General features: G+C 69.6%; 18 protein-coding genes. 7 read left to right on the top strand and 11 right to left on the bottom strand.

Translation table 11 applies throughout. The features are described from left to right. Window positions 1-66 precede the first annotated feature (66 nt). The 10 genes from ACGFJ2_RS12525 to ACGFJ2_RS12480 all read right to left on the bottom strand — a co-directional run bounded on the left by ACGFJ2_RS12525 (window position 67) and on the right by ACGFJ2_RS12480 (window position 13,002). Window positions 67-2,874 (bottom strand): hypothetical protein, encoded by a 2,808-nt coding sequence (locus tag ACGFJ2_RS12525; RefSeq protein ID WP_393467519.1) that lies wholly within the window; start codon window positions 2,872-2,874, stop codon window positions 67-69. Window positions 2,875-2,882: 8 nt separating this feature from the next. Beyond that, complete coding sequence (locus tag ACGFJ2_RS12520; RefSeq protein ID WP_357956019.1) at window positions 2,883-4,199, bottom strand: hypothetical protein; 1,317 nt, start codon at window positions 4,197-4,199, stop codon at window positions 2,883-2,885. Next, window positions 4,192-4,995: a polysaccharide deacetylase family protein gene (locus ACGFJ2_RS12515; RefSeq protein WP_357956016.1), complete on the bottom strand. Its 804-nt coding sequence runs from the start codon at window positions 4,993-4,995 to the stop codon at window positions 4,192-4,194. Before ACGFJ2_RS12515 ends, ACGFJ2_RS12520 begins: the two co-directional genes overlap by 8 nt. Continuing rightward, entirely contained in the window at window positions 4,995-5,933 is a 939-nt protein-coding gene (locus tag ACGFJ2_RS12510; RefSeq protein ID WP_357956014.1) for a glycosyltransferase family 2 protein, read from the bottom strand. The genes ACGFJ2_RS12515 and ACGFJ2_RS12510 overlap by 1 nt, the downstream gene beginning before the upstream one ends. A gap of 11 nt (window positions 5,934-5,944) precedes the next feature. Further along, entirely contained in the window at window positions 5,945-6,778 is an 834-nt protein-coding gene (locus tag ACGFJ2_RS12505; RefSeq protein WP_357956012.1) for a glycosyltransferase family 2 protein, read from the bottom strand. Window positions 6,779-6,928: 150 nt separating this feature from the next. Next, window positions 6,929-8,059 (bottom strand): GNAT family N-acetyltransferase, encoded by a 1,131-nt coding sequence (locus tag ACGFJ2_RS12500; protein WP_393467515.1) that lies wholly within the window; start codon window positions 8,057-8,059, stop codon window positions 6,929-6,931. Beyond that, complete coding sequence (locus ACGFJ2_RS12495; RefSeq protein WP_357956007.1) at window positions 8,056-8,424, bottom strand: hypothetical protein; 369 nt, start codon at window positions 8,422-8,424, stop codon at window positions 8,056-8,058. The genes ACGFJ2_RS12500 and ACGFJ2_RS12495 overlap by 4 nt, the downstream gene beginning before the upstream one ends. 368 nt (window positions 8,425-8,792) lie before the next feature. Then, on the bottom strand, window positions 8,793-10,337 hold the full coding sequence (locus tag ACGFJ2_RS12490; RefSeq protein WP_393467513.1) for an RNA polymerase sigma factor: 1,545 nt from the start codon (window positions 10,335-10,337) through the stop codon (window positions 8,793-8,795). Window positions 10,338-10,519: 182 nt separating this feature from the next. Continuing rightward, window positions 10,520-12,295 carry a substrate-binding domain-containing protein gene (locus tag ACGFJ2_RS12485; protein ID WP_357956003.1) on the bottom strand — a complete coding sequence of 592 codons (1,776 nt, stop codon included), beginning with the start codon at window positions 12,293-12,295 and terminating at the stop codon, window positions 10,520-10,522. Window positions 12,296-12,429: 134 nt separating this feature from the next. After that, a complete protein-coding gene (locus ACGFJ2_RS12480; RefSeq protein ID WP_393467511.1) occupies window positions 12,430-13,002 on the bottom strand; it encodes a cation transporter in 573 nt (190 codons plus the stop codon). A gap of 211 nt (window positions 13,003-13,213) precedes the next feature. Between ACGFJ2_RS12480 and ACGFJ2_RS12475 the strand changes: the two genes are divergently transcribed. From ACGFJ2_RS12475 to ACGFJ2_RS12465, 3 genes are all read left to right on the top strand, one after another. Then, window positions 13,214-13,987: a DUF4184 family protein gene (locus tag ACGFJ2_RS12475; RefSeq protein WP_393467509.1), complete on the top strand. Its 774-nt coding sequence runs from the start codon at window positions 13,214-13,216 to the stop codon at window positions 13,985-13,987. Next, on the top strand, window positions 13,980-14,795 hold the full coding sequence (locus ACGFJ2_RS12470) for a TrmH family RNA methyltransferase (protein ID WP_393467506.1): 816 nt from the start codon (window positions 13,980-13,982) through the stop codon (window positions 14,793-14,795). The genes ACGFJ2_RS12475 and ACGFJ2_RS12470 overlap by 8 nt, the downstream gene beginning before the upstream one ends. A 258-nt stretch (window positions 14,796-15,053) precedes the next feature. Then, window positions 15,054-17,600 carry a M4 family metallopeptidase gene (locus ACGFJ2_RS12465; protein ID WP_393467503.1) on the top strand — a complete coding sequence of 849 codons (2,547 nt, stop codon included), beginning with the start codon at window positions 15,054-15,056 and terminating at the stop codon, window positions 17,598-17,600. A 46-nt stretch (window positions 17,601-17,646) separates the two neighbouring features. Here ACGFJ2_RS12465 and ACGFJ2_RS12460 read toward each other — a convergent pair whose 3' ends face one another. Further along, a complete protein-coding gene (locus ACGFJ2_RS12460; protein WP_393467500.1) occupies window positions 17,647-20,559 on the bottom strand; it encodes an ATP-binding protein in 2,913 nt (970 codons plus the stop codon). 476 nt (window positions 20,560-21,035) lie between these two features. Between ACGFJ2_RS12460 and ACGFJ2_RS12455 the strand changes: the two genes are divergently transcribed. The 4 genes from ACGFJ2_RS12455 (at window position 21,036) to ACGFJ2_RS12440 (ending at window position 25,064) form a co-directional block, all read left to right on the top strand. Then, window positions 21,036-21,533 carry a hypothetical protein gene (locus ACGFJ2_RS12455; RefSeq protein WP_393467497.1) on the top strand — a complete coding sequence of 166 codons (498 nt, stop codon included), beginning with the start codon at window positions 21,036-21,038 and terminating at the stop codon, window positions 21,531-21,533. Between the two features lie 220 nt (window positions 21,534-21,753). After that, window positions 21,754-21,978 (top strand): hypothetical protein, encoded by a 225-nt coding sequence (locus ACGFJ2_RS12450; protein ID WP_393467494.1) that lies wholly within the window; start codon window positions 21,754-21,756, stop codon window positions 21,976-21,978. Window positions 21,979-22,092: 114 nt separating this feature from the next. After that, window positions 22,093-22,794 (top strand): hypothetical protein, encoded by a 702-nt coding sequence (locus ACGFJ2_RS12445; RefSeq protein WP_357955986.1) that lies wholly within the window; start codon window positions 22,093-22,095, stop codon window positions 22,792-22,794. Window positions 22,795-23,480: 686 nt separating this feature from the next. Then, window positions 23,481-25,064, top strand: a complete 1,584-nt coding sequence (locus ACGFJ2_RS12440) for an NAD(P)/FAD-dependent oxidoreductase (RefSeq protein ID WP_358178166.1) — start codon at window positions 23,481-23,483, stop codon at window positions 25,062-25,064. The last annotated feature ends 116 nt before the right edge of the window (window positions 25,065-25,180 follow it).

Raw genomic sequence — 25,180 nt, 5'->3', positions numbered from 1 at the left:
GGAAATGGCGGGGTGTGTCCTCATCAGCGAACATCATTCCGCAAAACCTGTGGGTTTCCTGTGAATCTAGGTATTTGATGCGATATAGATAAATCGCTCGATGATCACGCCCACGGCCACGGCGAATGCCGGGATGGCCACCCACAGCAACCGCCGGCGCGCCTTGACCGCCCGGTTCGGCCCGTTGAGCCGGATCACCTCGTAGCCGAACAGAGTTACCCAGGTCACGGCCAGTGCCGCGAGGCCGACCGGCGTCCAGGGCGAGGTGGGGTCGCCGCGTCCTGTGTACGGGAGGGGTTCCGGGATCTCGGTGCCCTTGACGAACTTCTTCCAGGTGTACAGAGCGGCGTCTTTGTTGGCGTAGACCCTCTTGACATCCGGCGAGGCGTCCAGCGCGGCCCTGAACCTGGGACCCCAGTCTGCCGGGAAGCCCTCGTTGAGCTGCAGGTAGGCGATCTGACCGGTGCTGACGGCGAGATAGGTGTTGCGCGGGCTCGCCTTGAGCGTCGCGACCGCCTTGGCGATATTCGTCGGATCCTGGTAGACGAGCGCCTGGCCGTTGAAGTTGACCAGTTCGATGTCCTTCTCGCCCCACGGCAGCGTCGGCGTGACCTCGGGACCCTCCTTGGCCGTCAGGTAGAGGACCTTGGCGCTCGGCTTGTCGTGCGCGTAGATGTAGTGCATCGCGGCGACCTCGCCGGTCGTCACCCGCTCGAACTTCTCGTTGCCATAGCGGGCGATCAGGAACGCCCCCGCGAACACCACCGCGAAGCAGGCCGCGAGCACGACCGACAGCTTCCTGGTCAGCTCGGGGTTGAAGCGGACATTCCGCTTGCGCATGGGCACGGTCTCTTCGCGCACGTCCGCGCTGTCGGCGGGCAGGTTCGGGAAGAACGCGTACGCGGCCAGGAGGCAGGCGCCGGGCAGCGCGAACATGTAGATGCGCAGCCCGATCTCGCCGCCGTAGCTCTGCAGCCCCAGCGCCAGCACCGGCACACAGAGCAGGATCAGCGCCGCCCGGTCGACCACCCCGCGCCGCAGCCGCCTGAACAGGCCGGTCGCCGCCAGGGCGAGGATCACGACCAGGATGCCCAGCCGCGCCTGCAGCACCATCGCGTGCGCCGGGTCGCTGCCCGCGATGCGGTCGCCGGTGTTGCGCTGCAGGTTCGTCAGAATCCGGCCCAGGCCGCCGAAGATCGCGTCGATCTGGCCCGCCCAGAAGCCCACGGTCTCGTAGCTGATCCAGGCCAGCACGGCCAGGCCGAGGAAGAACGGCAGCGCCCAGGTCAGCTTGGTCCGCTTGAAGATGAGGAAGGCCGTCACCACGCCGAGCATCATGAACGGCGTGATCTGGTGCGAGGCCGTCGCCGCGAAGAACAGCGCGAGCAGCATCAGCAGCATCAGCAGCCGGTCGGCCCGGAACGTGCCGGTGTTGGCGATCTCGCCCGGCGTCATCGCGTCGAGACGGCCGAGCAGCTTGCGCAGCCCCTTCGGCGCGATCGGCTTGGTGCGCGGCTCCACCCGCCCGAACCAGCGCAACAGGATCGCGACAAAGGCCAGATAGAGCGCGAAGGTAAAGCCCTGCGGCGAGAAGTAGTCCTGCCCGATCCACTGCACCAGCACGAACAGCAGCGCCGCGTACCAGCGCGCCCGCGTGGTGGCCACCACCTGGCGCAGGATCAGCACGAACGGCAGCAGGTAGAGCAGGTTCGTCAGCAGCGGCGTCCACTGGAGGATCGTGGTCATGTCGCTGATGCCGGCGGCCTTGGTCACGAAGGCGAACAGCGCGAAGTAGCCCGGCCAGCCCATGCGGGCGTCGATGCTGATCGCGGTCTCGCCGGTCCGGCCGATGAAGTCGACGAAGCCCGCGTGGATGTACGCCGTGGGGAACCTGGGCTCGCTGGCCACCAGCGAACCGGCGCCGTGCAGGGCGAAGGTGATGACGGCGATCTGGAACAGCAGGAGGAACTTACGGTCGGTGCTCTGGGCGACGGTGACGAAGAACGACACCAGCATGATCAGGATCGCGGCGAACGCGCTGGCCGGGAGGGCGGCGATCAGGCCGAGACCGTTGATGTCGGCCGGGTCCACGCCGCGCAGCGGGCCCGGGGCCACGCGCAGGGCGAGGACGTACATGATCAGGCCCTCGACCGTGAGCAGCGCGGGGAGCCACATGGGCGCGCTGCGCCCCAACTGCCGCAGCCGCTCGCCCAGGCCCCTCGCCTTGGCGGGGGCGGGTTCGGTAGCGGCGGGTGTCTTGGTCGGAGGCTTGGCCGGGGTCTTGGTGGCGGTTGAGGCGGGGGGTGTGGCGGGGGGCTCGACGGGCGTTTTCGCGGGAGCCGGGGGAGCTTCCACGGCCAGACTCGCGACCGGGGCGGCCGCCACCTTCGTCGGCACGGTCCCCGCGGCATCGTCATCCGCGGCGGACACCGCCTCGTCCGCGGCCGGACCCCTGGCGCCCTTCGGCTCCTTCGCGGCCTTGGGCGCCTGCGGGCCCTCAGCCTCCTTCGGGTCCTTGGCGGCCTTGGGCTCCTGCGGGTCTTCGGGCCGCTGCGGGTCCTCCGACTCCTTCGCATCCTTGGTGTCCTCAGGGGCTCTTGGCGGCGAGCCGATGTGGAGGGTGGCGGGCAGGCGGATGGCGGGCAGGGTGCCCGTCTCCGCCTCGTCATCACCGTCGTCGTCACCGTCGGCGACGTCCGTGGCGGGGCCGGTCGGGCCCTTCGGGACCGGCGGCCGGGGGATGACGCCCGTGGCGTCCGGATCGAAGGGCACGCCCGTTTCCCCCTCTGCCTCGGTGCCGTCCGTGGAGTCGCCCACGTGCTCGGAGGAGCCCGTGATCCCCGTTGTCATGCCATCGCCGTCGCGTTGCCTCACGTTGACCATCATGCGGCCCCGGACGACCCCTGAGTGACGGGAGTCCGCCGTGTATCGCCAAGAATGAGTATTTTGCGAAGAGATTTGAAGATCAAAAGTGCCATCAAAGTCTCGCTGAGCAACAAGCCGTACCCAACGGCGTTGACTCCGGCGAACGGGAACAGCGCCAGGATCGACACGAGAACGAGCACCGCGAGCCCGATCTGCACGAAGGCCAGCTGCCGCGCGTCACTCCGCGCCCGCAGCACGCTCAGATAGACCTCGATCAGCACCCGTGGCAGCACGGCCAGCGCCATGAGCCGCAGCAACGTCGTACCCACCGCCGCGAAGCCGTCGCCGAAAACGCTCAGGATGAGCGGCGCGCCCGCGAGCACCACGACGATGATCGGTACGATGATCATGAAGGCTCGCTGCAGCGCCCGGCGGCAGTTCTCGGCCAGCTGCGACCGGTCGAAGGAGCCCTCTACGGTCAGCGACACGGCCATGTTCATGGCCAGCAGTTCGATCATGCTGGCCAGCGTGTGCGCCATCGAGAAGCGGCCGAACGTGGCCTCGTCCACCCGGGTCGCGACGACGGTGGGCACGAGGTAGACGATGGCCAGGATCGACAGCGTGCCGGGGAAGTCGCCGGCCAGGAACCGGCCGATCTCGCGCAGCCGCGGCGGCTGCTGGACGGTCTCGGTCCGCTTCATGTGCCGGGGGACGATGACGCCGAAGATCAGCCAGTTGACCGGGATCAGCGCCAGCGCCGTCGGCACCATCCAGGAAGTGAAGATGCCGCCGTCGGGCAGCGCGCCGGCCATCGCGATCAGCAACCCCATCTTGGCCAGGCCGAAGACCAGGTTGTTGAGCGGCACCCAGGTGGCGTTGCGCAGTCCGGTCAGCACCACGTCCTGCAACGTGAACACCGACCAGACCAGCACCGAGCCGAGGAAGAACAGGCCGGGCCCGAACGCGCCGAGCACCGAGTAAGTGCGTCCCCACAGCGGCAGGGTCAGCAGGAAGCCGAGTGCCGCCACGCCGCCGGTCGCCGCCGCCAGGCCGTACCCTCGCAGGATGAGCTCGGGGATGCGGCGGCCCGCCAGCGGGAGGAAGCGGGAGAGCGCGCCCACCAGGCCCAGCGCGGTCAGCGACGCGAACAGCCGCATCGCGGTGATCATCGCCTGGCCCCGGCCGAACTCCTCGGGCGTGTAGAAGTGGGCGGCCAGCAGCCAGTAGCCCATGCCGAGCGTCGCGGTGATCGCCGTGTTGGCCATCAGCGCGTAGCCGTTGCGGAACAGGGGGTTACGAAGGTCGCGCAGGACCCTCCCCCAGAGGCTAGACATTTCCACGCACCCGCTGCAGGCCGTACCTCGTGCGCCTGACGATCGCGTAGCCCTTGGTGAGGACCCGTTCCTTCAGGTAGATCAGGGGCACACCAGTGCCTTCGACGGCGCGCTTGAACATGCTGATGGACGTGTGCCGGGCCACGGTCAGCCGGGGGATGGCCAGCATGTCGTGACGGTCGGCGGCGATCGAGTTGTTCACCGCGCAGGCGGCGAAGTAGCCGGCCTTGCGCACCTCGCGGCGTACGCGGGCGCTGGAGTAGCCATAGGGGTAGGCCATGGTGGCGACCGGCGCGCCGATCTTCTCCTCCAGCAGGCCTTTGTTCTTACGCAGCTCCTGGCGCAGCTCGTCGATGTGGAGCTGGTCGAGCTGCGGGTGGCTGTGGCTGTGGCCGCCGATCTCCATGCCGGCCTGGGCGGTCTCGCGGGCCTGGCCCCAGGTGAGCATGTCGTCGAGCGGCCGGCCCGCGGCGTCGTCGCCGGCGTCCGCCACCCAGCCACTGGTCAGGAAGACCGTGGCCGGGAACTTGTAGCGGTCGAGCAGCGGCAGCGCGCGGCTGTGGAAGTCGGCGTAGCCGTCGTCGAAGGTCAGGACGATGGGTTTGTCCGGCATGCACCTGCCGTTGTTCTTGTTCAGTGAGGCCACCAGATCGCCCAGCGTGAGCGGGGTGAACCCGCTCTCCGACAGGTAGGCGAGCTGCTCGTCCAGGTCCGACGGCCGTACCGAGTGAGGGAGTGTCTCCTCGTTCGGGTCGTCGGCGACAGAGTGGTACATCAATATCGGTACGCGGATCATCAGCGCACTGCCTTCAGTCGTGCCGAGCCGATCAGGTAACCCCAGGTGGTCCAGGCCAGGCCGACCACGATCGCGGCGGCCCGGCCGAGCCCGCCGACGTCGCCCCGGAACGCCTCGCCGACGCCCCGCAGCGCGCCGAGCGGCAGCGTCTTCAGCGCGTGCGCCCGCTCGCTGGCCAGTCCGTCCTGGGTGCCCACCTCCTGCGTGACCAGGGCCTTGGACAGTCCCTCCGCGTAGCACCTGGATCTGAAGTAGGCGAATCGCTCGCGCTGGCGCGACACCTTGTGCCCGATCAGCGCGCGCGGCTCGAACAGCATGACCGAGCCGGGCTTGCGCTGGCTCAGCCTGATGCAGAACTCGGTCTCCTCGCAGCCCAGCGGCCGGCTCTTGCGACCCTGCACGCTGCGCCCGATGCCGCTGTGGAAACCGCCCACCTCGGAGACGACCTCGCGCAGGAAGGCGGCGTTGCCGCCCATCACATTGCGGATCGGCGCTCTCACCGCGGGCATGCCGCGATAAGAGCAGCCGACCGTCCAGTCGAACTCGTAGGGGAACCAGCGCGGCCTGCGCTGGGACGCCCACAGTGGCTCGGTGCGACCGCCCACGCCGACGACACCCGGTTCCTGGAAGCCCTCCTCCAAAGCCTCCAGCCAGCCGGGATCGGCGACGGCGTCGTCGTCGAGGTACGCGACGATGTCACCGGTGGCCGTGGCCACGCCGGTGTTCTTGCCGCCGGACAGCCCCTTCTCGTGCGTGTTCTCCACCACAATGGCCTGTGGGTAAGCACGCTTGAGTTTCAGGTGCAGGTCCGGGTTGTAGTCGACGACCAGGATCAGCTCGTACGGTCGTCGCCGCTGATTCTCGACCGACTCGACGGCTTGCCTGATGTCCTCCCACCGCTCGTCGGTGTATACGCAGATGACAACAGACGTCTTCACAACGGACCTTCTTACGCGACACCCCGGTCCGCGGCCGGAGCAGTGGCGGGCTTGGGCTGCGGAGGGGCGGGCTGGCGGCGCCACTCTCGCAGGATGGTCTTCAGCACACGCATGCCGTCACGCACGACGCGCAGGTTGCTCTCGCCGTGGATCCGGTTGCGCTCGTGGCTCGGCACCTCGTGCACCTTCAGTCCGGCCTTGGCGGCGCGGACGTTCAGCAGCGTCTCCACCTCGAAACCGTCGCAATCGAGGTCGAGCACCTCGAGGTGGCGGGCCCAGAAGGCGTTGTAGCCATAGCACAAGTCGGTGTACTGGGTGCCGTACATCATATTGACGATGCTGGTGAGGACCTTGTTGCCCAACCGGCGGCCGAAGGTCAGGTCGTCGCTGCCGCCACCGGCGGCGTAGCGCGATCCCTTGACGAAGTCGGCGCCGGTCACCAGCGCACCGACGAACGTGATGATCTCGTGGCCGTCGGTGGAGCCGTCGGCGTCGATCATCACGATGATGTCGCCGCTGGCGGCGGCGAAGCCGGCGGCCAAGGCGTCACCCTTGCCCTTGCCGGTCTGGGTGACCACCTTCAGGTTGGGCCGCAGGCGTCTGGCCACCGCCACGGTGTCGTCGACGGAGTTGCCGTCGACCAGGATGATCTCATCGATCCACTGGGGCAGCGTGGCGAAGACATGGGGCAGGTTGTCCGCCTCGTTCATGGCCGGGACCACGACGCTCACCGTGGGAGAGATGGCCAGGTGAGGCGTGACCGGGGTGAAACGCTCAATAGGTGGCATCGATCGCAGCGGCGCGATCTGCACTTTGCCGTTGTGCTTGGTGATGTCGGGACTCATGGTGAGGGAATTCCTTCCGAGACCCAGCACACTGGCCGGACGCAGCCACTCCCGGGTGCAGGAGGAATGGCGGTGCTGCGAACGGTGCATGAAGGGTCCACTGGGAGCGAGGGTTGCGCGGGGATTGCTAGGGCTGTACGGGTGGGAGCGCTAGCGCGCTCCCGTTGGTTCCTTGACGACTGCGTTGGATGACTCCTGGTGCTGCAAAGTGCTGCGCACCCGACCGAAACCCTTCAGGACTCTGTCGGCTGCCCTATAGAGAGACGGCCGGTCCATGACAATTGTTCGGGCTTTGTTGAAAGGAGTTCTGCCCATCCAGTGCACCGCCGCCGACGCGGAGGGTCTGGAGACCCGGCCCTCGGCGACGTACAGCACCCCACTCTTGAGCCAGTCCTTGTATTCCTTGCCGCCCTTGCCCATGTCCACCATGTGCAACCCGGCCGCCGCGGCGGCCTCTGCCATTTGCAGATGGTGCACGATGCCCGGTGAGTACCGGGCGAACTCGGTGTCGTAAGCGGGGAACCACCCGACGAGCGTGGTGGCCGTGCGCAGTCCAAAATGGCCGGCGACTGGCACGTCTCCCGCGTACAGCATGGTCAGGACACCCGAGAAGTCAGCCGACTTCTCGGCGAACATCAGGTCGATCAGCTCGACGATCCAGGGCTGGGCGAACCGGTCGACCCGGCCCGTCCGTCTGTACTGGTCGGACTTCCACGCGAGCAGGGTGCGCAGCACCTCCGGATCGGCCGAGGCCCATTCGAAGCGCAGCCCACCGTGCTCCCTGCCGAACTTGCGCTCCTTGTAGCGCACGGTCTTCAGGTTCTTGGGGGAGTTGGTCTTCACCTGCTGGAGCCAGGCGTCGAAGCCCTGGGTGAAGTCCATGACCGGCGCCGGGCGCACGTCGCTCTCATAAGGAGCGAACGTCGGCTGCCCCGCGACCAGGTGGTCGAAGTCGAAGACGCTGAGCTTGCAGGCCCTCAGCAGCGCGCGGGCCTCTAACTTCAGGTCCGGCTCGGAGATCAGGCCATGGCAGGTGGTGAGGAAGCCGCCGAGCGGCTTGCCGATGCCGAAGCTGTGGCGCTCGTACGGGAAGAAGCCGGCGATGCCGGTCTCGTCCTGGATGACCGCGACCCGGACCCGATCCCGCAGGCGGTCCATCGCCAAGGCGAATTCGACGGAGAGGAATGGGTTGTCCAGGCTCGGGTCCGCCTTCTGAAGCGCCCGCCACCTGGCCCGCTCGGACTCGCCGAGGTCTCCGGGGCGAACCACTGTGATGTTCACCTTGGCCTGGCCCCCTGTTCGGTCTGCATGTTCTTCCCCCGGTACAACACGCGAAGCACGTACATGAAGCCTCCGAGCACGGCGACCGTTGCCACACCGGCCCGAGGCGACCATGCGTTGAACTGCAGCATGGCTTGGGCGAGAAGCACGTTAAGCACGAGACTTGCCGCAGCTCCTACTGATAGTGCGGCAAGCGGGTCACGATCACGCAACAGTCCTACGACTGCGGCTCCTGGCACCACCAGAAGGAAAAGAGAGATGAGGAGCGGGCGCAGCGGTGTCTGGATGTCGAACAGCGCGATCACCGCTCCCGCGATGCAGGCGAGCGCGAGGAGCCACGTCAGCGCTCTGCGGTGCTTGAGCATCTACTTGTCTTCTCTCCTGGGGCCTAGCTGGGTAAAGGCGCGATTGATCGCATTTCATGGGACCAATGCACCCGTGGACACGTCAATGCCGACGCTTGGCGACGCGCTCCGGTTTACCGGCAGGCAGATATTCTTCGTGTGTTTTTGAACACACGGTCATACTCCGGCCTCCGTTGCGGTCCCCAAACCACAAGGATGCCCTACTTGCGGCAAGATCTTCGAGCTATGGTCCGTTTTATCCCCACTTGTCACGTAAGTGTACTCCGGGCTCAGCAGTCACTGGCGTGGGGGCGGGCCATTTGACGACCGGGAGTCAGAATTTCCTGCCTTATCAGGCGGAATATCATCCCGAGTAACCATGTCACACATCAGGAGTCGTGGGGCGGGTCTACCTGGACGTTGTCCACGGACGTGCTCTGCGTCGGCCCGCTGGGCGTCTCGCTCGGCTCGGGACCGCTCGTCGGCTGGTCCGTGGGCGGCTCCGGGGTCTGCTCCGTGCCGCCGTGCCACGACAGCGAGCATTTCGCGCCGCCGCCGTTGGAGCTGAAGGACACCGAGCCGCTGCCACCGGTGCCGGGGTCGTCGACCGTGACCCAGATCGCCATCGAGCCGCCCGCCTTGATCGACCCGCTCGCGGGATACACCTGCAGCCCCGCGGACGCGGTCGCGCGCCAGGCGACGGTGGCGTTGCGCGCGGTCAGCCCGATCTTCGCGGCGTCCTCGACACCGTCCGGGCAGGAGGTGGCGAACCGGGCGCCGCGCACGGTCTGCCGGTGGGTGGCCGTCGGGGCGGCCGCGGGCTTGGTGGTGGCGGGTCTCGTGCTCGGCACCCCGCTGCGGGACGCCGTGGGCGACGGATCAGGCGTGGGCGTGGTGTCGTCCTCCGACTCGGGCTCCGGCGTGGTGCCGGTCAGGTCGTCAGGAGAGCCGGTCAGGTCGTCAGGAGAGGCAGCGGGGGAGGCCGAGGGGGCGGGGGCCACGCGCAGCGCGGTCTTGGCGGGGTCGCCGCTGTTCATCGCGACCATGGCGCCGGTCGCCGCGAGCACCGCCGCGCCGGCCAGCAGCACGGGCCCGAGGCGGCGCGGCCGGCGGCGGCGCGAGCGCCGCTCGACCGCCACCGGAAATCCCGTGCGGTCGAAGCTGTCGCCCCGGTCGGTGATCAGCGTCCGGGTCTGGTCCCGCTCCGGGTTGACGCAGGTGTCGACCACCCTGCGGCGCAGCGAAATGGGGGGATAGGCCACCGGCACCATGTCGAGCAGCCGGGTGGCCGCCACCTGCCGGTGCCGCCCCTCCGTACACACCTCGCACCCTGAGATGTGTCCCGACAACCGCCGCCGCAGCAACGAGGTGAGCGGCCCTTCCCACGAGTCCAGCATCGCCGACAGGTCAGGACAGTGCGCCCGCCCGGTCCTGGCCAGGATCACGGCGGCGGCGGCGTTCTCCAGATGATCGCGGGCCCGGCCGAGCCGGGCGGTGGCCTGGCGAGAGGTCAGCCCGAGCACAGCGCCGACCTCCGCCGGGGTGAGCCCGTGACGCAGTGACAGCTCCAGGACCTCGCGCTCGTTCCTGCTCAGCTCCCCGAGCGCCTCGTGCACCAGCGCGGCGAGCTCGGGATCCTCCGGCTCGTCGAAGACCGGCAACGGAACGCTGTCGGTCTTGGCCGAGCCGCTCCTGTGGGCCAGCCGGGCGGCGGCCTGGAACCTGGTCAGCGCGTACAGCCAGGCTCTCAGCCGGCCGGTCTCCTTCAGCCGCGAGACGCACCCGTGCGCGGTGACGAGCGCGTCATGTACGGAGTCGGCCGCGGCGTCGCGCTCCCCGGTAAGAGAGCACGCGTAGTCGTGCAACCGCTCGGCATAAGCGTCATAGAGCTTGGCCGCGCCTTCGACGGCACCCATCCGAAGCGCGTCGACCACCTGCTGATCGTCACCGCGGTCAACAGCCGGCCATCCAGACACGTTTCCTCCCCCGCTGGTCGAGGGCGGAAGCCCTCACGGCGGGTAGGACGCCTCCCCGCGCGAGCGGGGTTACCACAGCGTGTCAGTCCATGCCCAACTGGCATGAGCTGGGAAAACGGTGCCAGATGTGACTAATGGGGTTAGCCATCGCAGCGCGGCGCGCAGAGGCGGCGCTGCATGCCCTGGAGGAAGAAGTCGCGCACCTGCAGCACGTTCTTGGCGATGTAAGCCTCGCCACCGGTCGCCTGCGCGAGCGCGTCCATCTGCTGCTTGCCCTTGGGCGCGTCCGGGCCGAAGGCGATGAGGAGGATGCTGACCGGGCGCTTGGGGTTATACGTCTTCTTGAGATAGTTCAGGATCTGCTTGTTGCTGAGCCCGCCGTCCGGATCGTCGTTGCCGGCGCCGTCGGTGAGGATCACGATCGTGTTGATCTTGTCTTCCTGGTACGACTTCGTCATTTCCGCGTACGCGGCCTTGAGCGTGTCGTTCAGTCCTGTGTCACCCGTGGCCTTGGCCTGGGCGGCCCCCAGTTGCCGGCCCAAGGCGTCCTTGCGGAGCACGCCGTTGACGCTCTCGCTGAGCGGCCCGACCGAGACCACCTCGCGCCAGTCCTTGCCCTGTCCGTCGAGGTGGGTGGAGAACGCCCACACCCCGATCTCCGCGTCGGCGGGGAACAGCCCGAGCCCCTCGACGGCGATCTTGCCGATGGCCTGCATGCGGGTCATCTTCGTGCCGGGGACGGGCAGTGCCATCGTGCCCGAGACGTCGAGCAGGGTGAGCAGGCGGGTGCCGAGGTTCAGCCGGGACCAGGTCTGCGCCATGCTCACCACGGTCTTGTCGTCCGGGGTGGGCAGCGGTGTCGGCGGGGCCGGGGTGAAACCCTTGTCCTTGGACAGGGCGTCGCCGGCCTTGCCGTCGGGCGTACGGAAGCCCTGCTCGCGCAGCGTCCGGTGGGCCGACTCGGTGCCGAGCTCCTGCTTGAACGCCGCGGCCGCCTTCTGCGCCGCCGCGTCCTTGGTGACGATCACGAGCGGGTAGTCGAGGCTGAGCGTGCCTTCGGCCGGGTAGAGCGGCACCACCGGGGTGTCAGGCTTTTTCGTGTTGTGGAGGTAGATGGTCTGCTCGGACGTGACGCCGATCGGGACCTTGCTCCCGGACTTCACGGTCAGGCTGGCCAGCAGCGCGGCCGGGTCGGCGACGAGCTGGCCCGACAGCTCCTTGAGCGCGCCCACCAGCGCCTTGCTCTGACCGGCCTGCTGGGCCGAGCCGGCGGCGGCCAGTAGCGCGGCCATCCCGGCCGAGTTCTTCTGCGGGTCGAGGGCCAGTACACGGACCTTCTTGCCGGGTCCGTCGGGATTGGCGACGTTCGCCGCCGCGATGACGCCCGCCCAGCTCGGCTGGAGGCTGCTGGCCAGCTTGGCCGCCGCGGCCTTGGCGGCCACCAGCACGACCGGCGAGGTGGCGATCGAGCCGCTGGACTCCGGCAGGGCGGCGCCCGCGGCCTGGCCGCGGAGCCTGGAGACGACGAGGCTGGAGTCGGCCACCCACAGGTCGGCGTTGATCTTGCCGGCGGCCAGCGCGTTCGCGGTCCGCGCCGCGGCCTCCTTGGCGACCGTCACCTCGACGCAGCGGCTGTCGATCGAGTGCATGGCCTTGTTGTAGTTGCCGGCGATCTTGTTGAGCGCGGGCTGGATGTCCGGGCTCGCGACGACGCGCAGCGGCAGCTTGCCGTTCGAGCAGTCGTGGTCGCGGTTGAAGATGACGAACGCCGCGACGCCCAGCAGCACAGCGAGTGCGACCGCCCCGGCGAGCGGGACGAACACCTTGCCGCGGCCACCACCGTTCCCACGCTTTCGGGGAGTCGGTTCCTGAGCTTGGTAGCCGCCGTCGAGCTCGTCTGTGCGGTGTCGCCCCACGATGTCCTCTTCGGTGTGTCGGGACCTTTCGGAGACCCTAGCGGGAGATGCTCCGCAATACTTCCGGAACGATACTCGGTGCGCTTACTGTGGCAAAACAGCCCGTTTGGTGCGACGATTACCTGGTGTGACGGTCAATGGCAGCATGAGTGACCGCGCCAGGCCCGAGTTCCCTCCCTCGTGGCGACCGCCGCCAGAGCCAACGCCACCACCGGATCGACCCACCACCAGCCGAGCGTGTTCAGCCACAATCCCGTCAGGACGCCCGCGGCCATCGCGGCGCAGATGAGGTTCTGGGTGCCTTCCCCCGAGGTCGCGGGGGACCCGAGCCGCCGGCCGAGCCGCCGCTTGACCAACCCCAGCACCGGCATGCTGGCCAGGCTGACCGCGGTCACCACGATGCCGAGCGCGGTCGGCACGGCCCGGTGGCCGGCGTCGAGATCGTGGGCGACGTGGATGACCAGATAGGGCGCCAGCAGCCAGAAGCTCACCGCGACCGCCCGCCCCGCCCGGCGCTCCGCGCTCGGCGACAGCGTGCGCGAGCCGGTGAACCGCCACACCACGATCAGGCTCGCCGCCGCCTCCACGAGAGCCGACAGTCCCCAGCCGATCAGCGCCACCGAATGCGCCCCCAGCCCCGCGGCCAGCCCGAGCGTGCTCTCCACCGCCAGCCACACGAGGGTGAGCACCGAAAGGGAGCGAGCCACGCGCGCAGCGCGCAGCCAGGCGGCTGACGCGGCCGGATGAGCGTGAACTCGCTGTTCAGGCACCTTGAACCCCCGAATCCCGACTCCGGCCGTCGACAGCGATAAGTAAGCTACCCATTACTAATGGTGACCTTAGGGTCTACGAGCAAAGCTTGTTCAAGGTTCGCGAGGTAATCTTCGAAGATCAGCTACGGGGGAGGAGTTGGGGCCGGTGCCGTTCACGCCCAGTCACATCGCGGCGGTGCTTCCCCTGGTGTCGTCGCCCCGATTCCGCAGGCTGGCCAACCCATGGGCGCTGGCGATCGGCGCGATGGTCCCCGACCTGCCGATCTTCCTGCCGTTCCTGCCCGACTACACCGACTGGCACTCCTGGCGCGGCGTCGTCACCATCGACCTGGCCGCCGTACTCATCCTGCTGGCCCTGTTCCATCTCTTCTTCCGCGAGCCGCTGATCTCCCTGCTCCCACCCGCCCTCGCGGGCCGCGCCGCGACCCTGCTCCCGCCGCGCCTCCGCGACCTGCCGGCCATCCTGGCCGGCGCCCTGATCGGCGCCGCCTCCCACGTCCTGTGGGACTCCTTCACCCACTCCACCGGCCCCGGCGAGTGGGGTCCGTGGCTGGGGGTGTCGGTGTTCGGGGTGATCAGGCTGTTCCGCCTGCTCCAGTACACCTCCTCAGTGGTGGGCCTGGCCATCGTGGTGTGGTGGGCCTGGCGCGGCCTCACCCGGATGGGCGCCGCGAGCGTCCCCGACCGGCTGCGGCTCCACGCGGGCGTACGACGGGCGGTCCTGGCCCTGTGCATGGTAGGCACCGTCGCGGGCGCCTTCCTGTGGCCCATGGTCGACGAGCCCGTCCCCCAGCTCGGCATCGCCAGCGTCATCACCAAGGTGGGCGCGGGCACGCTCGTGGGCCTCTGCCTGGTGCTCAGCTGCTATGCGGCGGTCTGGCAGGTCATGCGCCTCATGGCAGTATCTGAAGGTGCCTGACTACGTAACGGACCCCGCCGACCCACGCCTGACCGACTACACCCGGCTCAGGGACGTGGACCTGCGCAAGAGCCTGGAGGCGGAGCGCGGCCTGTTCGTGGCCGAGGGCGAGAAGGTGATCAGACGCGCGATCGGCGCCGGCTACCCGATCCGATCGGTCCTGACGACCCCGCGCTGGCTGGAACCGCTGGCGGACGTGCTCGGGGACGCGACGGTGTACGTGGTGAGCGACGAGACCATGCTGGGCGTCGCCGGGTTCCAGGTGCACCGGGGAGCGCTGGCGTCGATGGAGCGCCTGCCGCTGCCGTCGGTGGAGCGGGTGCTGGCGGGCACCTCACGCGTGGTGGTCCTGGAGGACCTCGTGGACCACTCGAACGTCGGCGCGATCTTCAGGTGCGCCGCCGCGCTGGGGGTGGACGGGATCGTCCTGTCGCCTCGGTGCGCTGATCCGCTGTATCGGCGGTCGGTGAAGGTCTCGATGGGCGCGGTGTTCTCCATCCCGTACGCGCGCATGGACGACTGGTACAACGGGCTGGAGCAGATGCGTGACGCGGGCTATCAGCTGCTCGCGCTGACCCCTGATCAGAGCGCCACACCGCTGGACGCGGTCAAGATGACGGATCGGGTGGCGCTGCTGCTGGGCTCCGAAGGAGACGGGCTCTCCTCGCGGTGGTCGCAGGAGGCCGATGAGCCCGTGTGCATTCCCATGAGCCCGGCGGCCATGGCGGCCGGTGTGGACTCGCTCAACGTGGTGGCGGCGGCTGCGATCGCTTGCCATGGCCTCATGCGGGGCAGCGCCGGGCTCTAGGGTTCGTCTCTCTCGGAGGCTCTGACCAGGGCGGATCGAAAGATCGGTAGGGCTACCGATAAACATACGTATTTGCACACCCGATCGCAGCGCTTAGCGTCTGGCGGCAGCAAGGTCAACGGTTCGGCGCTCAAACCGCTCCCTCACCCACCCCCCCTTTCCCGGTCGGTTCCGCGGCCCAGGCGATCCCTGAGGCGGCGTGGTCGGCGTGCGCGCGCACGCCGCGGCGTCCGGGAAACGCCGAAAGGAGCACCACGCGTGAAACGCACTGCCTTAGCCGCCGCGGCTGTGGGACTCGCCACTGCCGCGTCGATGGTTCTCGCCGTCCCCACCGCGTACGCCGCCCCTCCCGGAGCCGGCAAGCAGGACTCCGGCGCGCAGGCACGAGCGGCGGCCGACCCGGCCTCCCTCGCCGCGGCGGTCGCCGACAAGGCCGTCTCCAGCGGGCTCGACAAGCTGGCCAAGGGGCCGGACGAGGCGTACAGCCGCGTGGCGGTCACCCGCGGCACCAGCGACATGTACTTCGTCGGCTACGAGCGCACCTACAAGGGGCTGCCGGTGGTCGGCGGGGACGCGGTCGTCGTCACCGACTCGGCGGGGCACGTCCGCGACACCGTCGCGGCCGGGCCGAGCGCCCAAGACGTGCGGACCACGGCCGCGATCAGCGCGGAGAAGGCCACGGAGGTGGCGAAGACCCGGCTCTCGCGCGTCGACGACTCCGCCGCCCCGCGCCTGGTGGTGCTCACCTGGAGCGGTACGCCCACGCTGAGCTGGGAGGCCGTCGTCAGCGGCCTGGTCAAGGGCCGGCCGAGCATCCAGCACGTGTTCGTGGACGCCCGCACCGGCAAGATCGCCGACTCCTACGACCTCGTACGTGAGGGCAGCGGCAACGGCTACTACTACGGCCAGGTCACCATCAACACGAGCGGCTCCGGCAGCTCGTACTCGATGACCGACACGACCAGGCCCGGCATCCAGTGCGGTGGGCAGGGCGGCACCGCCTACACCGGCACCGACGACGCGTGGGGCAACGGCAGCGGCACCAACCTGGAGACCGGCTGCGTCGACGCGCTCTACTCCGTCCAGCGCGAGTGGGACATGCTGGGTGCCTGGCTCGGCCGCAACGGCATCAACGGCAGCGGCAGGGGCTTCCCCGCCCGCGTCGGCCTGGCCGACGTCAACGCCTACTGGAACGGCAGCTACACCAACTTCGGCCACAGCCAGGACAACGCCCGGCAGGCCACCAACATCGACGTGGTGGCGCACGAGTTCGGGCACGCCATCTTCCAGACCACGCCCGGCGGGGCCGGTTCCGGAAACGAGAACGGCGGCATCAACGAGGGCAACGGTGACATCTTCGGCGCTCTCACCGAGGCCTACGCCAACAACCCCAACGACCCGCCGGACTACCTGGTCGGCGAAGAGGTGGACCTCGTCGGTGACGGGCCGATCCGCAACATGTACAACCCGAGCGCGCTCGGCGACCCGAACTGCTACTCCTCCTCGATCCCCAGCACCGAGGTGCACGCGGCGGCCGGCCCGCTGAACCACTGGTTCTACCTGCTGGCCGAGGGCAACAACCCCGGCGGCGGCAAGCCGACCAGCCCCATCTGCTCCGGCGGCCCGTCGTCGGTGACCGGTGTCGGCGTGCAGAAGGCCGGCCAGATCTACATGGGCGCCCTGAACCGCAAGACCTCGAGCTGGCGCTACACCAACGTCCGCGCGGCCTCGGTCGCGGCCGCGATCGAGCTGTTCGGCGCCAACAGCGCCGAGTGCAACACCACCAAGGCGGCGTGGAGCGCGGTGAGCGTGGCGGCGGCGACGGGCGAGCCCGCCTGCGGCACGTCCACCAACGACTTCTCGCTCTCGCTCAACCCGTCGACCGGTAGCGCGCAGCCCGGCCAGCAGGTGACCACCACGGTCAACACGCAGACCACATCCGGCAGCGCCCAGACGGTCACCCTGACCGCGTCCGGGCAGCCCACCGGTGTCACGGCGAGCTTCAGCCCGTCGTCGGTCACCTCCGGCAACTCCTCGACGCTGACCCTGTCCGTCGGCTCCTCGGTGGCGCAGGGCTCCTACCCGATCACCGTCACCGGTGCGGGGTCGGCCACGCACACCGCCGTCTACACCCTCCAGGTCGGCACCGCGACCCGCGACTTCTCGATCTCGGCCAACCCGACGTCCGGCACGGTGCAGGCCGGCTCCGCGGCCACCACCACGATCGGCACCACCACGACGGCGGGCACCGCGCAGACCGTGAACCTGGCCGCGACCAGCGGTCTCCCCACGGGCGCCACGGCCGCCTTCAACCCGGCCTCGGTGACCTCGGGCGGTTCGTCCACCCTGACGATCTCGACCGCGCCGACCACGCCCGCCGGCTCGTACACGGTGACCGTGACCGGCACCGGCGTGACGGCGACGCACACCACGACCTACGCGCTCACGGTGCAGAGCACCTCGGGCGGCAGGACGTTCACCAACGGCACCGACTACACCATCAACGACTTCAGCACCATACAGAGCCCGATCACCTCCACAGCGACGGGTACGGCGGTCTCGCCGGTCAAGCTGTCGGTCACCATCGCGCACACCTGCGCGGAGGATCTCGACATCCGGCTCCGCGGGCCGAACGGCACGTGGTACTCGGTCGACAGTTCCGGCGGCACCAGCTGCACCTCGTACGGCACCAGGACGTACTCGGTCCCGGTGAGCCAGCAGGCGGCGGGCACCTGGGTGCTCGAAGTCACCGACGACTACTTCCTTGACACCGGGCGCCTGGACACCTGGAGCATCACCCTCTGACACACGACACCGAAGCCCTGGCCGGTCATCCGGCCAGGGCTTCGGCTCATGGAGGGAGAGCCACTTCGTTACGGGTGCGGACGCCGAGTTTCTGCAGCACCCGCGCCACATGGGTGTCGACCGTGCGGCGCGACAGGAACAGCACCTCGGCGATCTCCCTGTTGGTCCGGCCGAGCACGACCAGCCTGGCGACCTCGCTCTCCCTGGGCGACAGCACGCCGCCGGCCGGCTTCCGCCCCCGGCGCGGCCGGCCGCCCGCGCCGATCTCCCGCAGCAGATGGCGGCAGCGTGCCGCGTCGTGGGTGGCGCCGAGCGCGGTGAAGCGCTCGTCCGCGTGAGTGAGGATCTCCGCGGCGGCCGCCCGGTCGCCGAGCGCGAGCCGCGCGCCCGCCTCGGCCTCCGCCGCCCGAGCCGCCCCGTACGGCCTGGGCATCGCCTCGTAGGCGGCCCGCGCCCGGCCGTAGTAGCGGGCGGCCTCCTCGAACCGGCCGCCCGCTCCGGCCAGCGCGCCGCGCGCCGACTCCAGCGCCGCCTCGGCCGCCGGCGCGGTCGTGCCCGCGACGCCCGCCGCGAACTCGGCCACCAGCTCGGCGGCCTGGGCGCAGTGCTCGGCCCTGAGCAGCGCGGTGACGGTCGCCGGCACCACCTGCTCGCCCCACACCCACACGCCCTTGCGCCGCAGCCTGGACACCGCGCTGTCGGCCTCCGACAGCGCGTCCTCCACCGAGTCGCGGGTCAGGTGCAGCTCGACCAGCCCGCCGGAGGCGGCGGCCGCGACCGGGAGGAAGGCCGAGTCCGGCTCACGCGGGCCGGCCGCCTCCAGGTGCTCGCCGGCCTCCTGCCACTCGCCCCTGGCCAGCGCCAGCATGCCCAGGACCAGCCGGGCGTCCACGCTGAGCAGCGGCGTCTCGGGGGTCATCTCGACCGCGGCGAGTGCCCGCTCCCGCAGGCCGTCCCAGCGTCCGGTCAGCCAGTCGAGCTTGATCGACGACACCTCGACCAGGTAGGCGGGGTACAGGGCGCCGGTCTCCCCGGCGATCCGCCTGCCCTCGCGCGCGAACCGGCCGGCCGGGCCGTAGTGGCCGAGCGCGGTCGCCGCGTCGCACAGGTTGGAGTAGCCGCGCGCGGCCTGCCTGCGTATCGCCGCCGACGGATCGCTCACGGGCAGCGTGTCGGCCAGCGCGAAGGCGTCGGGCGCGCCCACGAGCATGGCGAAGGTGACCTTGTTGACGTACACCGTCGCCGTCAGTTCGGGGTCCTCGTCGGCGACGGTGACGAGGAGGCTCTCGGCCTGGTCCATCCACTTCTTGTGGGTGGCGATCGGCTCGCCGCCCCAGGCAGGCATGGCCAGCAGCGCCAGCCCTCTCGCGGCGATGCCGGGCCGGCCGGTCAGGTCGGGGAGCGCGGCGAGGACCTCCTGACGTCCCGCCGCGATGTCGCCCGCCTGGTTGGCCAGCAGTACGCCCAGGTTCAGCCTGGCCTCGCCGCGGACGTCCCCGGTCAGGAAGTCGTCCGACAGCAGGCGGCGGAGCATCCGCACGGCGCGCCGATGCGAGAGCCCGATCGTCGCGAGCCGGCTGAGCCGGAGGACCAGCGGGCCGCGGGCCTCGCGTGGCAGCTTGGGGTCGGCCAGCATGCCCTCCAGCAGCTCGACCACGAGCGGGACGTCGCCGAGCGCCGCCGCCTGGTCCGCGGCGGCGACGCCATGCCTGCGCCACGCCTCGTACTCGCCCGCGCGCCTGGCATGGTAGGCCAGCTGTACGAGCGGCGGCGGGTCCAGCGCGGCCAGTGCCGCCATGGCCCGTCTGTGGGTGAGCTGCCTGTCGGGGCCGGGGATCGCGTCGTAGACGGCCTGCTGGGCGAGCGCGTGACGGAAGCCGTACTGGCCGTCGGGGTGCTCCAGCAGGACACCGGCCTTGAGCGCCTCGCGCAGGGCGGCCCCGGCGGGGGCGATCGTCGGTTCGTCGGTGGTGCTGGAGATGGCGGCGATCGGCGGTCCGTGGGCGGTGTTGGAGACGGCGGCGATCAGTGATTCGTCGGCGGGGAGCTTGAGCACGGCGGCGGCGTGCACCGCGCGCAGCGCGGGCGGCGACAGGTCCGCGAGGCGCTCCGCCATCGCCTCGCGGAGCAGCAGCGGCACCGCGACGCGGTCGAGCGCCTCCGGCTCCTCCACGCCGCCGGGGAACTGGCCGTCGCCGTCGAGCAGCGAGCGGACGACCTCCTCGATGAGGAACGGTACGCCGGCGGTCCGTTCGCGCAGTCTGGCGGCGAAGCCCGCCGTCACCTGGGGGCGGCCGAGCAGCGTGCTGGTCAGGGTCCTGACGGCCTCGACGTCCAGCGGCTTGAGCGAGATCACCACGCTGTTGGCGCCCGGCGGATGCCGGTAGGCGTGGCCCAGCGGCAGCCCGGTCACGGGCAGGTCCTCCCGCCGGAAGGTCACCACCAGCGCCAGGCCCTCGGGCGGTTGCTGGGTGAGGAACCGCAGCAGGTCCCGGCTGCCGTCGTCGGCCCAGTGCAGGTCCTCCACCACCAGGACGACCGGCGCCGCGGCGTCCAGCAGCGCGTGGACCGCGCGGAACAGGCGGTGCCGCTCGGCTCGCGGGTCGTCGACCGGCGGGAGCGAGGGCGGCAGGTGCCCGGCCAGCTCGGGGAGGTAGCCGCGCAGTGCCCCGGTCACCGGGTTGAGCGCCTCGGTCCCGGGCAGGGCGGCGGCGACGTGGCGCAGCGCGTCGAACACCGGGCCGTACGGGAAGGGCTCCCTGAGCTGGTGGCAGTGGCCGAGCAGCACGGTGCGACCGCCGTCGCGCAGGACGTCGATGGCCGCCCGCGCCAGCCGAGTCTTGCCGATCCCCGCCTCGCCCTCCACCAGGGCCACGGCGGGCGGTCGGGTGATCGCGCCGAGGAGTGCTCGCAACGGCGCTTCGCGTCCGACCATCGCGGGACTGGCGACACTCGTCATCGGCGTCTCCGAGGGTCCGGGTTTGGTGCCCGTGCCGGAATACCGTTATCTACTACCAGTCATCTACGGTCAACCCTCGCTTTACTGACATATCATCCTTTAACGCTATAAAGCGGACGGGCGGGAGGGGTATCGGCGCTCGGCTCAGCGGGCGCGCTGAGGAGGCTGTGCGCGTCCCGATGGGCCCGGGCCACTGATCGCTCCGTCGGCCGAGCCTCGCCGAAGATATGACCCAGGCTTCTGCCGCTGTCCCGGACTGTTCGGGTGGCCGATAAAGGGCTTGGGCGATTTCAGCGACATAGAGCGCTTGATGGCTGCATGGCTCTTCTGCGCGACGCCTCATAATGCAGCGCCAATCGGAATCATAGTGTCCGGCGTGATGTCGCGGCCATCCCTAAGCCTGGGTATGTGGGCTCGGCCGAATCCCTCCTAACTTTAAGGAGTCAGGAGCTCGCCACCCTAAAAGGGGAACAGAAATGCGCGGTAAAGTCACCACCAGGCGCGGGATGCGCAGGCTCGGCAGTGCCCTCATCGCCACGGGGCTGTTGTCGGCCGGCCTGATCGCGTCCGCGGCCGGAGCGAGTGCGAGCACCGCCTCCGCTCGCTCGTTCTTCAGCTTCGAGGTCTTCCTGAGCAACAACACGGGTTGCGACCTGGTGCTCGTCACGGCACGGCTCGACCACGGCGAATGGAGCAGACGGCCGCCGGCCCGGATCAAGTCGGGCAGGCTCGTCAGCTGGGAATCCGAGTCGAACGGGGTCGCCACTGGAACCGAAGGAGAGGCCGACTACATCACCGAGAACTGCGATCCCTTGAGCAACAACACCAAGAGGATCCATGCGCACTGGGACAACCCGGCCTTTGGTAGCAATTCCGGCGACGCTGCCGGAACGGACCCCGCCTTCCGTACCAACGTCGTGATCGGCGGCGGTCACCACGCGGGCGGGCAGTTCACCTACTTCCTGCCTGAGTGATCCAGCCCGGTAGCAGAAGTACCAGCGGATTCACCGAGCGGTGGGCGCGGGGTTCCCCGCGCCCACCGCTTACCACCGATGGGCCCTGTCGGCTGTGGCCGGCGCGACCTCGACGGCGGCCGTACGGTCGGCGGGTACTTCGACGGCCTGGGTGTCACCGGAGGATGGAAATCCGAATTCAGCGAGATTTTCGCGGGGACCAATGGGTCTGCCGTGGCCCATGACTGCATGGACGGGCGGGCGGTTGACCTCACGAAGTGTGCGCGTTAACTGGTTCACCTCGTTCCTCGCCGCCATTTCCTATGATGCCGACAGCACCGAGCCGGCCTTCCGGGTCGATATCAACGGCGATTCAGAAGAGCACGCGACCGTGCGGTTCACGCTGCGGGCGGCATGGCTTCAGGTCGGCAAGTTATTCGGAAACGATGGTCAAGGTACGCCTTGACGGCTTCCTGGGCCGAAGTTATTTTGTGCGCATGATCAAGAGGAAAAAGCGGAAGCGTACGTTATGAGAGGGCCGTTCCGCAGTTGGCGGCACGTGCTCACCACCCTCTTACTCGTGGCGGCGACCCTGGCCATAGGTCAGGGCGCCGCGTACGCCGACTACCCCGGCGACGTGTGCAACGAGGCGGCGCAGGACGACATCGTCACCGTCAGCGGCGAGACCTGGGAATGCGCCTACGACGGGGACATCGACGACTACATCTGGAAGCCCACGTTCGAGGAGCTGGGACCGCCCGACTACTGGATCTTCAGCTACGGCTGGGCCACGTCCACCACGGGCGGCTATGAGCACGGCACCCGGTCACGGGTGGAGTTCCTGCGGGACGGCGTTCACACCGGGGCCGACGGCTTCTCCTACCGCGATGGCAGCCGGCGGCGCACCACGCAGGTCAGCGAGAGCCTCCTCTACTACTGGGACGGCGGCACCTGGGTGCAGTGCGGCGGCACCGGGCAGGTGTCGGGCTCGTCCTCCTTCACGTTCGCCCCGACCTGGGGCTGGGGCGGCGCCTGCGGCGAGGACCGCTACTACGCGACGACCGCCTGGTCGTGGCAGTGGACGGGCTCGGCGTGGAACGGCTCCTCGGCTTGGTCCGGCTTCCTCTGGGCGCCGTGCCGGGGGTGCCTTGCGGCGACGGACCCGCCACCGCCACCTACGGGACGGCCCTCGGTCGACCCGCCCGCACCGCCGATCGGGCCACCTGGACGCCTGAAGCTGCGCCCGCCGACGGGCACGACCCCGAAATCGGTACGGATGTGAGAAGCCCGGCTCGGGCCTGACTCCGGCTCGGGCCCCGCCCCGGGGCCTGGCCTGCCCCCGGCTCGGGCTTGTCCGGCCTGCCCCCGGCTCGGGGACAGGCCCGTGCCTGGAGGCGCCTGGAGGTGCCAGGAGGCGCTTGGCCCGTCATGCAGAACGCCGCCACCCGGCGGGTGGCGGCGACCTCTTGGGCGAACCGGGCTCTGGCCTTCGCCCTTTCCATCCGGTCGAGCCTGAGCGGCTTGCCGGCCGCCCCGGGTGCCGTCCTTTTCGAAGACCTCGCAGACGGCTCCCTGTCCGCCGGAGCCGAGCCGTCCGCAGAGCCGGTGATCGCCCACCTGCCGGTCAGCTCCTCGGGCGAATGGCGCTTGAACCATCGAGCCCCCCGCTTTCGATGGAGGAAGCCACCACGCGCGCCTCGGGCCGCAGGTGGGATCCAGCGTAGATCGGGTGACGAGCCGGGCACCTCAGGGCCCGGCCAGGGGATAGCCCTAAGGCCGCACCGCATCAGGACGGTCTTTCGAGCCCTGGGCGGTCGGCAACCGCTGTCCGGCGGGCCGTGTTCTCCTGTGCGGGTCGTGTTCTCCCATACGGGTCGGTCGGCAACCGCTGTTCGCCGGGCCGTGCTCCCCCGTACGGACCGTGTTCTTCTAGAGGGGAGGTCAATCTCGATCGCCGATGGAGGCGCGATGCCCGCAGGATCGACCGACCACGACGTGATCATCATTGGTGCCGGATTCGCCGGCCTGTACATGCTCCACCGCCTGCGCGGCCTAGGCATGGCCGCCCGGGTCCTGGAGGCGGGCAGTGGCGTCGGCGGCACCTGGTACTGGAACCGCTACCCCGGAGCCCGCTGCGACGTCGAGAGCCTGCAGTACTCCTACTCCTTCGCCGAGGACCTTCAGCGTGAGTGGACCTGGACCGAGCGGTACGCCGCCCAGCCCGAGATCCTCCGCTACCTCGATTACGTCGCCGACCGCTTCGACCTGCGCCCCGACATCCAACTGGACACCCGCGTCACGGCCGCCTCCTGGCAGGCGCCCGGAGTCTGGAGCGTCGAGACCGGCGACGGCGAGCGTCTGTCGGCCCGCTACTTCGTCACCGCGGTCGGCTGCCTGTCTGTGGCCAACCTGCCCGCTCTGCCCGGTTCCTTCGAGGGGCCGAGCTATCACACCGGACGGTGGCCGGCCGAGGGCGTGGACCTGTCCGGGCGGCGGGTGGCGGTGATCGGCACCGGCTCGTCGGCCATCCAGTCCATTCCGGTCATCGCGGAGAGCGCCGAGCACGTGACGGTGTTCCAGCGGACGCCCAACTTCAGCGTCCCCGCGCACAACGGGCCGCTGTCGCCGGAGTACGACCAGTGGTTCAAGGCCAACCACCAGGACCTCCGCCGTCAGCTGCGTACCTCCCACAGCGGTCTCCTGACCAGCCCCAACCCCGATTCCGCCCTGGCGGTGACGGACGAGGCGCGGCGGCACGAGTTCGAGGCGCGCTGGGAGCGGGGCGGCCTGGGCTTCCTCGGCTCGTTCTCCGACCTGCTGACCAACGAGGAGGCGAACAGGACGGCCGCCGGCTTCGTCCACGGCAAGATTTGGGCCACGGTCCAGGACCCGGCCGTGGCCGAGCTGCTCCTTCCCGGCGGCCACCCCATAGGAAGCAAGCGGCTCTGCGTGGACACGGGCTACTACGCCACGTACAACCGCCCGAACGTCACCCTCGCCGACCTCAGGACCGCGCCCATCCGGGAGCTCACCCCCGGCGGCGTGCGTACGGCCGAGCGCGAGCATCCGGTGGACGTGATCGTGTACGCGACCGGGTTCGACGCGATGACCGGGCCGCTGCTGGCCATCGACATCCGGGGCGAGGGCGGGCTGTCGCTGCGGGACAAATGGCGGGCGGGGCCCAGGAGCTATCTCGGGCTGATGAGCGCCGGTTTCCCCAACCTGTTCACGATCACCGGGCCGGGGAGTCCGTCGGTGCTGAGCAACATGATCGTCTCGATCGAGCAGCACGTGGACTGGATCGCCGAGTGCCTGGAGCGGCTGGACGGGCAGGTCATCGACGCGGATCCGCAGGCCGAGGACACGTGGGTGGGGCAGGTGAACGAGATCGCGGCGCTGACGCTGTTTCCGCGGGCGAACTCCTGGTACATGGGGGCGAACATCCCCGGAAAGCCTCGGGTCTTCATGCCTTACGTCGGCGGTGTCGGCGTATATCGGGATAAATGCAGTGAAGTGGCTGCCAAGGACTATCAGGGGTTCCTCCGCGGCTGAGGCGCCGCCCCACGGCCCCACGGCCCCGCGGTCCCGGCCGCCTCGCCGAGAGCGGGGGCCGCCCGGTCGTACGCGAGGTCGGGTCAGACAGCGGGCGCGGCGGTCGAGCCGCGGAC

The sequence above is a fragment of the Nonomuraea sp. NPDC049028 genome (assembly GCF_043197735.1).
GTDB lineage: Bacteria > Actinomycetota > Actinomycetes > Streptosporangiales > Streptosporangiaceae > Nonomuraea.
The sequence above is the reverse complement of the archived record's forward strand: the minus strand, read 5'-3'. Positions and strand labels throughout refer to the sequence as shown.

Coding starts and splice junctions, on each gene's coding strand:
- ACGFJ2_RS12515 (WP_357956016.1), bottom strand. CDS start 4,995: ATGATCCGCGTACCGATATTGATGTACCACTCTGTCGCCGACGACCCG.
- ACGFJ2_RS12455 (WP_393467497.1), top strand. CDS start 21,036: ATGCGCGGTAAAGTCACCACCAGGCGCGGGATGCGCAGGCTCGGCAGT.
- ACGFJ2_RS12450 (WP_393467494.1), top strand. CDS start 21,754: ATGACTGCATGGACGGGCGGGCGGTTGACCTCACGAAGTGTGCGCGTT.
- ACGFJ2_RS12460 (WP_393467500.1), bottom strand. CDS start 20,559: ATGACGAGTGTCGCCAGTCCCGCGATGGTCGGACGCGAAGCGCCGTTG.
- ACGFJ2_RS12495 (WP_357956007.1), bottom strand. CDS start 8,424: ATGCTCAAGCACCGCAGAGCGCTGACGTGGCTCCTCGCGCTCGCCTGC.
- ACGFJ2_RS12440 (WP_358178166.1), top strand. CDS start 23,481: ATGCCCGCAGGATCGACCGACCACGACGTGATCATCATTGGTGCCGGA.
- ACGFJ2_RS12520 (WP_357956019.1), bottom strand. CDS start 4,199: ATGTCTAGCCTCTGGGGGAGGGTCCTGCGCGACCTTCGTAACCCCCTG.
- ACGFJ2_RS12505 (WP_357956012.1), bottom strand. CDS start 6,778: ATGAGTCCCGACATCACCAAGCACAACGGCAAAGTGCAGATCGCGCCG.